The sequence below is a fragment of the Streptomyces sp. NPDC111520 genome (genome assembly GCF_055635295.1).
The window spans coordinates 692969-707196 of the sequence record NZ_JBVKBW010000001.1 but is presented as its reverse complement, the minus strand read 5'-3'; the positions used below and the strand labels follow the sequence as shown (position 1 = coordinate 707196).

The 14228-nt window shown below is 71.8% G+C and carries 12 protein-coding genes; 9 read left to right on the top strand and 3 right to left on the bottom strand.

What is annotated here, in order from left to right; genetic code table 11:
• Nucleotides 1-67: 67 nt before the first annotated feature.
• The 3 genes from ACZ7MY_RS03220 (at nucleotide 68) to ACZ7MY_RS03210 (ending at nucleotide 3515) form a co-directional block, all read left to right on the top strand.
• Nucleotides 68-1357, top strand: a complete 1290-nt coding sequence (locus ACZ7MY_RS03220) for a citrate synthase (protein WP_499599090.1) — start codon at nucleotides 68-70, stop codon at nucleotides 1355-1357.
• Between the two features lie 424 nt (nucleotides 1358-1781).
• Nucleotides 1782-2528, top strand: a complete 747-nt coding sequence (locus ACZ7MY_RS03215) for an SDR family NAD(P)-dependent oxidoreductase (RefSeq protein ID WP_499599088.1) — start codon at nucleotides 1782-1784, stop codon at nucleotides 2526-2528.
• A 219-nt stretch (nucleotides 2529-2747) separates the two neighbouring features.
• Nucleotides 2748-3515 carry a DedA family protein gene (locus ACZ7MY_RS03210; protein ID WP_499599086.1) on the top strand — a complete coding sequence of 256 codons (768 nt, stop codon included), beginning with the start codon at nucleotides 2748-2750 and terminating at the stop codon, nucleotides 3513-3515.
• 46 nt (nucleotides 3516-3561) lie between these two features.
• Here the strand turns inward: ACZ7MY_RS03210 and ACZ7MY_RS03205 are convergent, their stop codons facing one another.
• Nucleotides 3562-4224, bottom strand: a complete 663-nt coding sequence (locus ACZ7MY_RS03205; protein WP_499599084.1) for a TetR/AcrR family transcriptional regulator — start codon at nucleotides 4222-4224, stop codon at nucleotides 3562-3564.
• Between the two features lie 119 nt (nucleotides 4225-4343).
• On the opposite strand from ACZ7MY_RS03205, the gene ACZ7MY_RS03200 reads away from it, so the two are divergent.
• Nucleotides 4344-6641 carry an MMPL family transporter gene (locus tag ACZ7MY_RS03200; RefSeq protein ID WP_499599082.1) on the top strand — a complete coding sequence of 766 codons (2298 nt, stop codon included), beginning with the start codon at nucleotides 4344-4346 and terminating at the stop codon, nucleotides 6639-6641.
• 18 nt (nucleotides 6642-6659) lie between these two features.
• On the opposite strand, the gene ACZ7MY_RS03195 is transcribed toward ACZ7MY_RS03200, so the two are convergent.
• Nucleotides 6660-6863: a MarR family transcriptional regulator gene (locus ACZ7MY_RS03195; protein WP_499599080.1), complete on the bottom strand. Its 204-nt coding sequence runs from the start codon at nucleotides 6861-6863 to the stop codon at nucleotides 6660-6662.
• Nucleotides 6864-7070: 207 nt separating this feature from the next.
• Nucleotides 7071-7742, bottom strand: coding sequence for a TetR/AcrR family transcriptional regulator (locus ACZ7MY_RS03190; RefSeq protein ID WP_499599079.1), 672 nt, complete (start codon nucleotides 7740-7742; stop codon nucleotides 7071-7073).
• A 59-nt stretch (nucleotides 7743-7801) separates the two neighbouring features.
• On the opposite strand from ACZ7MY_RS03190, the gene ACZ7MY_RS03185 reads away from it, so the two are divergent.
• The 5 genes from ACZ7MY_RS03185 (at nucleotide 7802) to pstA (ending at nucleotide 14163) form a co-directional block, all read left to right on the top strand.
• Nucleotides 7802-9823 (top strand): M3 family metallopeptidase, encoded by a 2022-nt coding sequence (locus tag ACZ7MY_RS03185; RefSeq protein ID WP_499599078.1) that lies wholly within the window; start codon nucleotides 7802-7804, stop codon nucleotides 9821-9823.
• Nucleotides 9824-10116: 293 nt separating this feature from the next.
• Nucleotides 10117-10635 (top strand): hypothetical protein, encoded by a 519-nt coding sequence (locus tag ACZ7MY_RS03180; RefSeq protein WP_499599076.1) that lies wholly within the window; start codon nucleotides 10117-10119, stop codon nucleotides 10633-10635.
• A 747-nt stretch (nucleotides 10636-11382) separates the two neighbouring features.
• Nucleotides 11383-11925, top strand: coding sequence for a hypothetical protein (locus ACZ7MY_RS03175; protein ID WP_499599075.1), 543 nt, complete (start codon nucleotides 11383-11385; stop codon nucleotides 11923-11925).
• Nucleotides 11922-12950: a phosphate ABC transporter permease subunit PstC gene (gene pstC, locus ACZ7MY_RS03170; RefSeq protein WP_499599074.1), complete on the top strand. Its 1029-nt coding sequence runs from the start codon at nucleotides 11922-11924 to the stop codon at nucleotides 12948-12950. The genes ACZ7MY_RS03175 and pstC overlap by 4 nt, the downstream gene beginning before the upstream one ends.
• A gap of 1 nt (nucleotide 12951) precedes the next feature.
• The gene (gene pstA, locus ACZ7MY_RS03165) at nucleotides 12952-14163 is read left to right on the top strand and encodes a phosphate ABC transporter permease PstA (RefSeq protein ID WP_499599072.1); all 1212 of its coding nucleotides are present in this window, start codon (nucleotides 12952-12954) and stop codon (nucleotides 14161-14163) included.
• Nucleotides 14164-14228: the final 65 nt, after the last annotated feature.

Here is a 14228-nt window from a genome sequence, read left to right as displayed (position 1 = left end):
GACAGTAGGGGTAGTCAGGGCACCTACCAACCTCGAAGAAGAGGCACGACGTCGGTGAGGGAATGACGTGAGCGACAACTCTGTAGTACTGCGGTACGGGGACAGCGAGTACAGCTACCCGGTGATCGAGGGCACCGTTGGGGACAACGGCTTCGACATCGGCAGGCTGCGCGCCGACACCGGCCTGGTCACCCTGGACAGCGGCTACGGCAACACCGCGGCCTACAAGTCCGCGGTCACCTACCTCGACGGCGAGCAGGGAATCCTCCGCTACCGCGGCTTCCCCATCGAGCAGATCGCCGAACGCGGAACCTTCCTGGAGACCGCGTACCTTCTCATCAACGGTGAGCTCCCCACCGTCGACGAGCTCGCCGCCTTCCGCGGCGACATCACGCAGCACACGCTCCTCCACGAGGACGTCAAGCGGTTCTTCCAGGGCTTCCCGCGGGACGCCCACCCGATGGCGATGCTGTCCTCCGTGGTCAGCGCGCTGTCGACCTTCTACCAGGACAGCCACAACCCGTTCGACGAGAAGCAGCGCTACCTGTCGACGATCCGGCTCATCGCCAAGCTGCCGACGATCGCGGCGTACGCCTACAAGAAGTCGGTCGGCCACCCCTTCGTCTACCCGCGCAACGACCTCGGCTACGTCGAGAACTTCCTGCGCATGACCTTCGCCGTGCCCGCCGAGGAGTACGAGCTCAACCCGGTCGTCGTCGACGCCCTGGACAAGCTCCTCATCCTCCACGCGGACCACGAGCAGAACTGCTCCACCTCCACCGTCCGCCTGGTCGGCTCCTCGCAGGCCAACCTGTTCGCGTCGATCTCCGCGGGCATCAACGCCCTGTGGGGCCCGCTGCACGGCGGCGCCAACCAGAGCGTGCTGGAGATGCTGGAGGCCATCCAGGCCGACGGCGGCGACGTGGACGCCTTCATCCGCAAGGTGAAGAACAAGGAGGACGGCGTCCGCCTGATGGGCTTCGGCCACCGGGTCTACAAGAGCTTCGACCCCCGGGCGAAGATCATCAAGGCCGCCGCCCACGACGTCCTCTCCGCGCTCGGCAAGTCCGACGAGCTGCTGGACATCGCGCTGAAGCTGGAGGAGCACGCGCTCAGCGACGACTACTTCGTCTCGCGCAACCTGTACCCGAACGTGGACTTCTACACCGGCCTGATCTACCGGGCCATGGGCTTCCCGACCACGATGTTCACGGTGCTCTTCGCGCTCGGCCGGCTCCCCGGCTGGATCGCGCAGTGGCACGAGATGATCACCGAGCCGGGTTCCCGGATCGGCCGTCCGCGCCAGGTCTACACGGGCGTCGTCGAGCGGGACTACGTCCCGGTCGAGGCCCGCTGACGCGAGCGTCCCGCACGAAGAGAAACGCCCCGCGCCGAATCCCCCCACGGGTTCGGCACGGGGCGCTCCCGTTTCCCGGAGCGGATCCCCCCACGGGTCCGTACCGGGCGTTCTTTGGGTGCGCTCGCCCAACCGGACCAAACCACCCGGGAGGGCCGCTCAAAGCTCTCCGGGCAGTTCGCCCCGGCATGGCGACCGGGCTGTCCCCCAAAGACAACCCGCTCATCATCTCACCGAGTCCGCCGGGAGCCCGGTGTCTTCGCTCGGTTAGACCCCCTCGTAAACCAAAAGGTTACGTTCCAGCCAGTGTGATCTCGGTCATGCCTACGTATCTTCTACGCCATCCGTATCATGGCGCACCCCCGTGTCCGTCGCGTAAGCGAGGTCCCGTAACGTGCTGTCCCTCCTCGAGGGGCGGAGCGTGATGTCGCAGAACGCAAGTGTGGGCCGGCACGTCGTGGTGACCGGCGGGGGAACGGGCATCGGCCGGTCGGTGGCCACCCTCTTCGCCGAGGCCGGCGACCACGTGACCATCGTCGGCCGGCGCCGCGAGGTGCTGCGCGCCACCGCCGACGACCTGCGCTCCCACCACGGCTACGACGTCACCCCGGTCGCCTGCGACCTCGCCGACCCCGACGACGTGGAGGCGACCCTGGCACGGCTGCCCCGGCGCATCGACGTCCTGGTCAACAACGCCGGCAGCCGGGAACTCGCGATCGGCGCCGGCCCGCACGGGGTGCTGGCCCGCTGGCGCGGCGACTTCGAGCGCAACGTCCTCACCGCCGTGCTGGTGACCGAATCCGTACGCGACCGGCTCCCCGAGGGCGGCCGGGTCATCACCGTCACCTCGGTGGCCGCCCTGCGCGGCGGGGGCTCCTACGGGGCCTCCAAGGCCGCCCTGCACGCCTGGAACCACTCCCTGGCGGCCCAGCTCGGTCCGCGCGGGGTGACTTGCAACATCGTCGCGCCGGGCACCGTGGCGGGCACAGAGTTCTTCGGCGCCCGGCTCGACGCCGCCGAGCAGACCCGCCGGGCCGGCCGGACCCTCCTCGGCCGGGTCGGACGGCCCGAGGACGTCGCCTCCGCGGTGCTCTTCCTCGCCTCCCCGGAGGCCGGTTTCATCACCGGGGAGATCCTGCAGTGCAACGGCGGCGAGCTGCTCGGCCGCTGAGCCGCCGCCCGCCGGGACCGGGGGTGTACGCCGGGCGTACTCCCCGCGCCACAGCCGGACCCCGCGGCCCCGTACCTGAGGATGAGGCGCCCCCGGGAAAACCCTGGGAATGCCCCGATCCCGGTGAAATCGCCTTGCCCCCGCCGTCGCGGCCCTGCGAGCGTTGGGGGCCTGGGACGGGACGCGGGGACGGGCCGGGGCGGGAAGAGGGGCGGCCGCATGGACGTTGCACGGATCGTGTCGGCCCTCGACTTCACCGCGGGCCTCGAGGGGTACCTGCGGGACGGCCACGTCTTCTGGGCGTACGCGGTGCTCGCCGCGACCACCGCGCCTCCTCTGGTGCCCAACGCGGCGCTCCTGGTCACCGGGGGCGTGCTCGCCGCCCAGGGACGGCTGTCCATCGCGCTCGTCCTGCTGGTCGTCGCCGGCAGCGCCCTCGCGGGCGACCTGCTGATCCACCGGACCGGCCGGGCCGTCAGCGGCCGGGTGCTGACCAGGCTCTACCGGCGGCCGCGCCGCCGTGCGCTGCTGGAATGGGCCAGCGTCCGGATAGAGCGGCACGGTGTGCCCTTCGTCATCGCCGTCCGGTTCCTGCCCAGCGGGCGGGTCGTCGGCGGCCTCGCGGCGGGCATCGTGCGCTATCCGGCCGGCCGCTACCTGATCGGGGCGGGCGTGGCCGAGGCGGTCTGGGCGACGTATTCGGTGGGCCTGGGCTACTTCGGCGGCCTCGCCATGTCCAACTCGCTGTACGCCGTCGCGCTGGGCCTCGGCGTCTCCCTGGCCGTGGCCGGAATCGGCAGCGTGGCGCAGCTGCTCTCCGGGCGCCGCTCGGCCGGGGAGGGCATGGCTTCCCCCGGCCGTGTGGTGGCCACCGGCGGCGGCGCGCCTGCGGGGGCGGACGCGGCGGAGGCGGAGGCCGGGAAGGGCGAGGACCGGCACGCGGAAGGCCGGCGGGGGGAGCCGGCGGACCGGGCGCTGCGTCGCTGAGGCGGGCCGGCGAGAGGGCGGGGGCCGCGTGCCGGCCGCCGCGCTCTCAGGAGGTGGCTGCGGGGGTCCGGCCGGCTTCCGTCAGGGGGACGGGCCCGGTGCCGACGTGCGGGGCGAGGTAGCCGTAGAGCGCGGCCTTGAGCTCGCCGACGTACGCCTCCCGCTCGGCGCCCTCGTGCGCCAGGATCAGGGCCAGGCCGGCCTTGAACAGGCCGAAGGCCATCGAGGCCACCCGCGCGCGTTCGGTGGCCGAGAGGGCGGGGGCGCGCAGTCCGAGGAGGGTCTCCACGCGCTCCAGCAGGGAGCTGTGCAGCGCGTCGTGCTCCACGACGACCGTCCCGGGGATGTCGCTGTCGTGGACCAGGGCCAGGAAGGCGGGGTTCTGGCAGTTGAACTCGATCATCGGGTCGACGATGACCTCGAGCATCTCGCGCAGCGGCAACGAGGCGTTCTCGGGGGTGAACAGCTCCCCGTGCCCCTCGCGCATCCGCTGGTTGAGGATGCCGCCCAGCTCGATGGCGATGGCCTCCTTGTTCGGGAAGAACTGGTAGAGCGTGCCGGGGGACACGCCCGCCTCGCGGGCGATCGCGTTCGTGGTGGCGGCGGTGTAGCCGACCTTGCAGAACACGTCGGAAGCCGCCGCCAGCAGCTGTGCCACGCGCCGTTCGCCGCGGGCCTGCCGGCGCCGAGGCCTCTGCTCCTCAGACACGTGTAATCCCCAATCACCTTTGACAAACGCGAGTGGTCGCTCGCATTCTGGAGAAACGCGAGTGGTCGCTCGTGTTCGCCATTTTACGGCGGTTCCTCAGGGGAGGGGACACCTCTGCCATGTCGGATGTCAACCGAGAGCGCCCGCCGCGGGGCTGGGCCCGGGCGATGACCGCCCGCCCACGCCTGACGCTGTTGCTCGCGCTGCTGTTCACCGCCCTGTCCGTGGTCGCGGGCAGCGGTGTGGCGGACCGGCTGCGCGGCGGTGGCTGGGAGGCCCCGGGCTCGGAGTCGGCCTACGCGGCCGAGGCGCTGGAGCGGTACTTCCCGGATGCGCAGCCCAATCTGATCCTCCTCGTCGAGGGACGGGGCGCCGGTGTGGACTCCCCGGAGGTGGCGGCCGCGGGACGGGAGCTCGGCCGCCGGCTCGCGGCGGACGAGGACATCGCCGGCGTCACCTCGTACTGGACCACCAAGGCGCCCGGGTTGCGCGCCGAGGACGGCCGTGAGGCCGTGATCGCCGCGCGGATCGGGGGCGACGACGACGCCGTCGCCGAGGCCGTCGAGCGCATCGCCCCCGAGTTCCGGGGCGGGCAGGGCGCGGTGCGGGTCAAGGTCGGCGGCATGGCCGCCTTCCGGCACGAACTGCAGAGCACGATCCAGGAGGACCTGGCGCGCGCCGAGCTCATCGCCCTGCCGATCACCCTCCTGCTGCTGGTCATGGTGTTCGGCAGTGCCGTCGCGGCCGTCCTGCCGCTGGGCGTCGGCATCGTGGCGATCCTCGGGACCAATGCCGTGCTGCGGGGTCTGACGTCCTTCACGGACGTCTCGATCTTCGCGCAGAACCTCACCACGGCACTGGGCCTCGGACTCGCCATCGACTACGCCCTGTTCGTCGTCCGCCGCTTCCGGGAGGAGCTGGACACCGGCGCCGACCCGCTGACCGCCGTGGCCGCCACCCTGCGCACGGCGGGACGCACGGTGCTCTTCTCGGCCCTCACGGTGGCGGCCGCGCTCTCCGCGATGTTCCTCTTCCCGCAGTACTTCCTGCGCTCGTTCGCCTACGCCGGCATCGCCGTGGTGCTGCTCGCGGCCGCCGCGGCGCTGGTGATCCTGCCCGCCGCCCTGGTGCTGCTCGGTCACCGGGTCAACTCCCTCGACCTGCGCCGCGTCCTGCCGCGCCGGCGCACGGAGCAGTCCGGGCAGGAGCCGGGGGCGGGCTACGCACGGCTCGCGCGGCTGGTGATGCGCCGCGCCCCGCTGTTCGCGATCGGCACGGTTGCCGGGCTGGTCCTGCTCGGGCTGCCCTTCCTGCAGGTGCAGTTCGGCACCGCCGACGACCGTCAGCTGCCGGCCACCGCCGAGGCGCACGTCGTGCAGCAGCACATACGGGACGGCTTCCCCGGCAACCCGGGCGGCGAGATCACCGTCCTCGCCGAGGGCCGCCCCACCGCGGAGCAACTCGGCGACTACAGCGGAAGGCTGTCCGCGCTGCCCGGAGTGGTCGTCGTCGACGGCCCGGCCGGCCAGTACGCGCAGGGCCGCCGGACCGCGGCGCCCGGCCCGGCCGAGGCCGCCAGGGTCACCGACGGTGCGGCGTACCTGACCGTGCTGCCGAAGGCGGAGTCCGTGGACGAGGCGAGCCAGGACCTGGTCGGCAGGATCCGGGCGGTCGAGGCCCCCTTCAAGGCCTCCGCCACCGGTACCGCGGCCCAACTGGTCGACACCAAGGACGTCATAGCCGAGCGTCTGCCCTGGGCGGCCGCCCTGATCGTCGCCGTGACGTTGCTTCTGGTCTTCCTCCTCACCGGCAGCGTGGTGATCCCACTGCAGGCCGTGCTGCTCAACGCCCTGAGCCTCACCGCCATGTTCGGCGCGGTGGTGTGGGTGTTCCAGGACGGTCACCTGTCCGGGGTTCTCGACTTCACCGCGACGGGGAGCATCGAGACGACGCTGCCGGTGCTGATGTTCTGTGTCGCCTTCGGCCTCTCGATGGACTACGGGGTCTTCCTCCTGTCGCGCATCAAGGAGGAGCACGACCGCAGCGGTGACCACCGTGCGGCCGTCGTCTTCGGGGTGCGCCGCACCGGCGGTCTCATCACGGCGGCCGCGGTGATCCTGGCGGTGGTGATGGTGGCCATCGGCACCTCCCGGATCGCCAACACCAAGATGCTGGGCCTGGGCATCGCGCTGGCCGTGCTGATGGACGCGATGGTGGTGCGCACCCTGCTCGTGCCGGCCGTGATGCGGCTGACCGGGCGGGCCACCTGGTGGGCGCCGCGACCGCTCAAGGCGCTGTACGACCGGTTCGGGCTGAGCGAGGGCGGGGACCCGGGCGGGGCCCCCGTGCGGGAGGAGCACGACCCCCACCCGGAGCCGGACGCGGAGCCGGTGCCGGAGCCGGCCCGCTCGGGCTGAGCGGCGGCGGGGCCGGCGTCAGTCGGACTCCCGGCGCCCGCGGTTCCCCGGGCGGCGGGAACTCCACAGACGGACGGTGTCCGCGTACCAGAAGGGCTTGCCGCCCTCCACGACGTCGGGGGGCGGCAGGTGCCCGTGCTTGCGGTACGAGCGCACGGTGTCGACCTGCACCCGGATGTGAGCGGCGATCTCGGCGTACGACCAGAGGGTCCGGTCCGTCATCTCCCACGCACCTCCCATGCGCCGGCCTCGGGGGGTGGCCGGCCTCGCCGGGACAACGACATGCGATCAAGGGCGGAAGGGGCTGTTGATCATCTGTGACGCGAAGCCCGCGTAACGGTGACAAACGTGGCGGAGGCAAGACCGGCCCCACCGATTGTCGGAGAAGCGGTCCGGCTGCGGGACGCCGTGTCCCTCCTCCGCCCTCCGTCAGCCCTCGTAGCGGGTGGGCAGCGAGGACACCGAGGACACCTCTTCCGCGGCCCCCTCGGCGGCGGCCCTGAGGCGGTCGAGGATCGCGGTGCCCGCCCGGGTGTAGGCCCTGGCGTCGTCGAAGAGCACGGACTGCAGGTTGCCGCTGTCCATCAGCGCGATCAGCTCGAAGGCCAGCAGCGGGACGTCGGTGTCCGCGCGCAGCTGCCCCGCCCGGCGGGCCTTCTCGAGGGTGATCTCGACGTACGTGGTCCACTCCAGCCGGGCCTGGGCGACGGCGTCGTGCACGGGCCCACTGCGGGCCCCGAACTCCGCCGACACCGCGAACAAGAAACAGCCGCCGGGGAACACCCGCCGCCGCGAGTGGTCCAGGTACGACCCGCACAGCCGCCACACCCGCGCCAGCCCCGCGGGCAGCTCCCGCGAGGGTTCCACGACCTGCCGTACGTACACCTCGCGGGCCGCCCGCACGGTGGCGAGCTGCAGTTCCTCCTTCGAACCGAACAGGGCGAACACCCCGCTCTTGCTGAGTCCGAGCTCGCTCGCCAGCCGGCCCAGGGACAGCCCTTCCAGACCCTCGACCGAGGCGATCGCCATGGTGCGCTCCAGCACCAGCCGGCGGGTCTGGTTGCCGCGCTCCACCCGGCCGTCCGTACGCGTAGCTGCCATCCGGGCATCCTAGGGAAGGCCGCCTCCGGGCGGCAGGCACCGGGCGTAAGGTCGGTGGGGTGACCTCGACGAATCCCTTCCTCAGCCCGAGCACCCTCCCGTACGAACTGCCGCCGTTCGCGGACATCCGCGAGGAGCACTACCTTCCCGCCTTCGAGCAGGGGATGGCCGAGCAGCTCGCCGAGACCGGGGCCGTCGCCGCGGACCCCGAACCGCCGGGTTTCGAGAACACCATCGTGGCCCTGGAGCGCTCCGGGGACCTGCTGGACCGCGTGTCGAAGGTCTTCTTCAACCGCGCGAGCGCCGACACCGGTCCGGGCATCCAGGAGATCGAGGCCAGGATCAACCCCGCCCTCGCCGCCCACGCCGACGCCATCCACCTGGACCCCGCCCTCTACGCCCGCGTCAAGGCGCTGTACGACCGGCGCGCGGAACTCGGCCTGGACGCCGAGGCGCTGAGGCTGCTGGAGCGCTACCACACCCGCTTCGTCCGCGCGGGCGCCGAGCTCACCGAGGAGGGCCGCGAGCGCTTGAGGGCGCTCAACGCGGAGATCGCGGAGGCCTCCACGGCCTTCGAGCAGAACCTGTTCGCCGACACCAAGGCCGCCGCCCTCGTGCTCGACGACGCCGACGAGCTGTCAGGGCTCTCACCCGACGCCGTCGCCGCCGCGGCCGCCAACGCCACCGCCCTCGGCCACGACGGCAAGTACGTCCTCAGCCTGAAGAACTTCTCCAACCAGTCCGAACTGGCCTCGCTCGACGACCGTGCCCTGCGCCGGCGCCTGCTGGAGGCCTCGCTCGGCCGCGGGCTGACCTCCAACCGCGAACTCACCGCCCGGCTCGCCCGGCTGCGGGCCGAGCGCGCCGCCCTGCTCGGCTACGAGAACCACGCCGCGTACGTCGTCGCCGACCAGACCGCCGGTACCCCCGAGGCGGTGACCTCCCTGCTCACCCGGCTCGTGCCGCCCGCGGTCGCCAACGCCGAGCGTGAGGCCGCGGCCCTGGCCGCCGCCTCCGGGCTGGAGGACTTCTCCGCCTGGGACTGGACGTACTGGTCGGAGAAGGTCCGCAAGGCCGAGTACGACATCGACACTGCCGCCATGCGCCCCTACTTCGAGCTGGACCGGGTACTCCGGGACGGCGTCTTCCACGCGGCCGGCCAGGTCTACGGGCTGAGCTTCACCGAGCGCACCGACCTCGTCGGCTACCACCCCGACGTCCGGGTCTTCGAGGTCTTCAACGCCGACGGCTCGCCGCTCGGCCTCTACCTCGGCGACTACTTCGCCCGGGCCTCCAAGCGCGGCGGTGCCTGGATGAACAGCCTGGTCGACCAGTCCGGGCTCTTCGGCCGCAAGCCCGTCGTGGTCAACAACCTGAACGTCGCCAAGCCGGCCGCCGGTGAGCCGGCCCTGCTCACCTACGACGAGGTCAACACCCTCTTCCACGAGTTCGGCCACGCCCTGCACGGCCTGTTCTCCGACGTGCGCCACCCCTTCTTCTCCGGCACGGCCGTCCCGCGCGACTTCGTCGAATACCCCTCCCAGGTCAACGAGATGTGGGTGACCTGGCCCGAGGTGCTGGCCCACTACGCCCGCCACCAGCGGACCGACGAGCCCATGCCCGCCGAGCTGGTGGAACGGATGGAGGCCGCGGAGCGCTTCGGGCAGGGCTTCCGCACGGTGGAGTACCTGGCGGCCGCCGTGCTCGACTGGGCCTGGCACACCATCCCGGCCGGTCACGACCCGGGCGACGCCGAGGAGTTCGAGGCCGCCGCGCTCAAGGAGGCCGGGCTCGCGCTGCCGGCGGTCCCGCCGCGCTACCGCAGCACCTACTTCGCGCACATCTTCGCCCACGGCTACAGCGCGGGCTACTACTCCTACATCTGGAGCGAGGTGCTCGACGCCGACACCGTGGAGTGGTTCAAGGAGAACGGCGGCATGCGGCGTGAGAACGGTGACACCTTCCGCCGTGAACTGCTCTCCCGCGGCGGCAGCGTCGACCCGATGGCCGCGTTCGAGGGCTTCCGCGGCAGGGCGCCGCGCATCGAGCCGCTGCTGACGCGCCGTGGCCTGACCGGCTGACACTTCCGGGACCTTTCCCGGCCGAAGGGGAGCGTCCGTTCCGTCGTGCGGGCGCTCCCCTTCCGTTTCCGCCAGGTGACCGACGGGCGACGGGCCGTCAGGGGGCGGGCGTCGGGGCGGCGGGACGGCAGGCGGGGCACGGTCGTACGAATCCGATCGGGCCCCTGATGCTCACTTATCAGGAATGATCTGTACCGGATCGGTCACGGCAACATTACAGACAGCTCTTGTCTCTGCGCGCATGGTGAAGCTCTGCCACGGTGTCTTCACATCCGAGCCTCAGGGGGTTCACCATGTCTCAGCCGTCGCACGCCTCACCACCGGGCCAGTACCCGCCGCCCCAGGAGCCGGACTGGAGCCGGCCGCCGAAGAAAACGGGCGCGGGCAAGATACTCGGCTTCGGGGCCGTCGCCATCGTCGTCGTCATCGGCGGCAGCGTCGCCTTCGCCCTCAATACGGGGGCGGACAAGGGAAGTTCGGGGAACGACTCCTCGGCCGTCAGCGCCTCCCCGGAGGATGGCGGCAGCGGGAAGTCGGCCCCGGGGGACGCGAAGATCACCTCGTGCGGCGTCAACAACTTCAGCAAGTGGCCGAGCGTCGAGGTCACCGTCACCAACCACAGTTCGGAGACCTCCGACTACCAGGTGACCATCGACTTCCTCGGCCCGAGCGGGGAGGCCGTCGCCCAGACCGTCGCCAACGCGACCGGCGTGGCCGCGGGGGACCAGGCCGAGACGAGTGCCCAGGGTTCCGAGGCGCTCACCGGTGAGGTCACGTGCAAGATCACCGAGGTGCTGCGCAAGGCGGGCTGACCCCTCGCCCGCGCCGGGCCTGGCGCCGGGGCGAGTACGCGGCGCGATCCGCCGCCCCTCCGGCGCCGGAACCTCCGGTTCGCCTTCCGGACCTCGCGGGACGGGACCGCGGGGTCCGTCCACGCCTCGCCGGAACCACCGCCGTGCGGGCGGAGGTCGGATTCCGTGAAGGTTCCGCATAAGGGGCCGACACCCTCCAGGTCGATCCGAAATGGCGGAAAAACGTCACGGTGCGGCGGCGTTCGGTGGCGGGCCCCGTGCCTACCGGTGGGTTCTCCCGGTCGCAATGGGGCGTGATGTGCGGACCGTCCGTTTACGTGCACCGACCACGGACCCCGTTTCGGGTGCGGAGTGTCACCGTTGCCCTGATCCTGATCACCTTGCGTGGACCTGCACGTCTCGTTCATCTTCTCTCCGTTCGGCCTTCACTCTTCCTTGAGCGCGATCCCCTCATGGGCCGCGACATTCAGTGCCGCCTGAGGATGCATTTCGGCCTGAGGCACAACGGCGCGAAGGGGAGGGAGGTCGGCCGCCATGGTCCGGCCACGCGTTCTGTACATGTCGGCGTACGGTGATGGCAGGTCCCTGCCACAGGCCTCATCGCCTGCGCGACCGGTGAACCCGGAGGACTCCGGGCACGCCCCGGACGGCTCTCCGCGTACCGCGAGACCCGGCGGGGGAGCCAGACCCGACGGCCCGGACCGCCGGGGCCGCGACGACCGCGGCGACCGGCACGAGCGTCCCGGGGTGCGGGCCACCGCGATCGGCTGGCGCCTGGTCGGCGCCAACAACCGCGAACTGGGCCGCAGCGCGGGCACCTATGCCTCCCTCGCGGAGTGCCAGGCCGCCGTGCTCATGCTCCGCGAGCACATCGGTCAGGTCCGGGCGCAGCTGTCCATGGCCCACGCGGGCGGCACCTGGACGTGGCGCGTCGAACTCGGCGGCAGGGACGTCGCCGTGTCCGGTCGGACGTACCACCGCCTGCGCGAGTGCCAGCAGAACCTCGGGCGCTTCCTGGCCGCGGTCCCGGTCGCCGAGATGACCGAGGGCACGGCCCACCGGCCGCGGCTGCGCGGCCTGCGCGCGTCGTCGTCCCCGGGGTCTACGCGAGGAGAACCGGAGGAACCGCGTGGCGGGCCCCGGCGGGACACCCCCGTCCGGGCCGTGACCGCCGCAGCCGTCGCGACCGCCGGATCCGCCGCTGCCTCCGCAGCCGTACCCACCGCGCCCGCCGCATCCGCGGCGCCCGCGGCGACCGCCGGTTCCCGCCTCGGGGCGGTGGCACGATGACCGCCCTCGCTCCCGATCTCACCGGCACGGAGCCCGGCCCCGCCGCCGAGGACGTACCGCGCGACATCAGTGCGTCCCCCGAGCCGGCCGACCGCGTCTTCCGCTTCGCCGCCCGCGGCAGCGGTGCCGCGGTGCTCGCGATCATGCTGCTGGTCGGCTTCTTCCTCACCTACCGCGCGTGGGAGGCGCTGAGCGTCGCCGGCTTCTCCTTCCTCACCACCACCGCCTGGGAGCCCGACTCCCACCACTTCGGCATCGCGGCGGTGCTCACCGGCACGGTGCTGATCGGCGTGGTCGCCATCTGCTTCGCCCTGCCCCTGGCGCTGGGCACGGCGCTGTACATCTCGGAGTACGCCCCGCGGCGGCTGAAGCGGTTCCTGGTCAGCCTCGTCGACCTCATGGCGGCGGTGCCGAGCGTGGTCTACGGCCTGTGGGGGGCGTTCTTCCTCCAGGGGCACGTGGTCGGCCTCTCCCGCTGGATCTCCACGTACTTCGGCTGGATCCCGATCTTCAAGGTCAACGGGGCCGAGCCCGACAACCCGCTCGCGAGCATGACGGTCTACACGTCCTCCACCTTCATCGCGGCCATGGTCGTGGCGCTGATGGTGACCCCGATCGCCTGCTCCGTCATGCGCGAGGCGTTCTCCCAGGCACCGCCCGGTGAGCGCGAGGGCGCGTTCGCGCTCGGTGCCACCAGGTGGGGCATGATCCGCTCCGTCGTCCTGCCGTTCGGGCTCGGCGGCGTGATCGGCGGGACGATGCTAGGTCTCGGCCGGGCACTGGGCGAGACCATCGCGGTCTACATGATCATCTCGCCGGTGTTCGAGATCCAGCCGCACATCCTGCAGAACGGCGCCATCTCCGTGTCGTCGCTGATCGCACTCCGCTACGGCGCCGCCAGCGAGCTCGGCATGTCGGCCCTCATGGCCGCGGGTCTCGCCCTCTTCGTCATGACCCTCATCGTCAACTTCATCGCCTCCTCGATCGTGGCGCGCAGCCGCTCGGGCGCGGGGGCGGAGGCCTGAAATGCCCGATCTCCTCAAGCACGAGCAGACGACGACGATCCCGTCGCGGGAGGCGGGCCCCGAGGTCCGCCGCAACATCTCCCCGGTGACCACCGCCGATCTGCTCGCACTGGCCGGTGCCCTGGCCGGCTCCGTCGCCCTGACCTTCCTGATCTTCGGCTGGATCGCCCCGTTCGACTCCGTGCTGGGCTTCGTGGTCGTCGCCTACCTGTGCTTCATCGGCCTGTACGGGGTGCTGGTCTCCCTCGACGAGAACCGCGTCGCGGTACGGGACCGGGTGATGGCGGTCGTGTGGCAGAGCCTGGCCGCCCTGCTCCTGATCGCACTGGCCTTCGTGGTCGTGTACGCCTTGGTGCGCGGCTACCGGGCGCTGGGGCACGGGAACTTCTACACGCAGGACATGTCGAGCACCGGCCCGCTGGAGCCGCTGACCCAGGGCGGCGTCGTGCACGCCATGATCGGCACCCTGGAGCAGATCTCCATCGCGCTGGCGATCACCGTGCCCCTGGGGCTGATGTGCGCGGTCTTCCTCAACGAGGTGCGCGGCGTGTACGCCCGCTTCGTGCGCACCGTCGTGGAGGCGATGACGGCGCTGCCGTCCATCGTGGCCGGCCTGTTCATCTACGCCACCGTCATCCTCATGCTCGGCTTCGACAAGTCCGGCTTCGCGGCCGGGCTCGCGCTGAGCGTGATGATGCTGCCGATCATCATCCGCGCGGCCGACGTGGTCATCCGGCTGGTGCCGGGCTCCCTGCGCGAGGCCTCCTACGCCCTCGGTTCCGGCCAGTGGCGCACGATCTGGACGGTGGTGCTGCCCACCGCCCGCTCCGGGCTCACCACCGCGGTCATCCTCGGCACCGCCCGCGGGATCGGGGAGACCTCGCCGGTGCTGCTCACCGCGGGTGCCGCGACCGGCATCAACGTCAACCCGCTGAGCGGACCGCAGGTCTCGCTCCCGCTCGCCACCTTCCAGCTCGTCAGCCAGCCCCAACCCAGCATGATCGCGCGGGGATTCGGCTGCGCCGCGCTGCTGATGTTCGTGGTGCTGCTGCTGTTCCTGCTGGCCCGCGTCATCGGCGGCCGTGGTCCCGGCGAGCTCTCCCGGGGCCAGCAGCACCGCCGGGTGCTGGCCTCCCGCCGCGACGCGGAGCGCATGGGCCGCCGCCCGCGGCCGGCCCCGCAGACCGCGGCAGACCCCAGGACCGAGCCGTGACGGCCCACCCCGCCCACCCCGCCCGTACCCCGGTTACCGCCCGCACCGATCAGGAGCCACCCGCC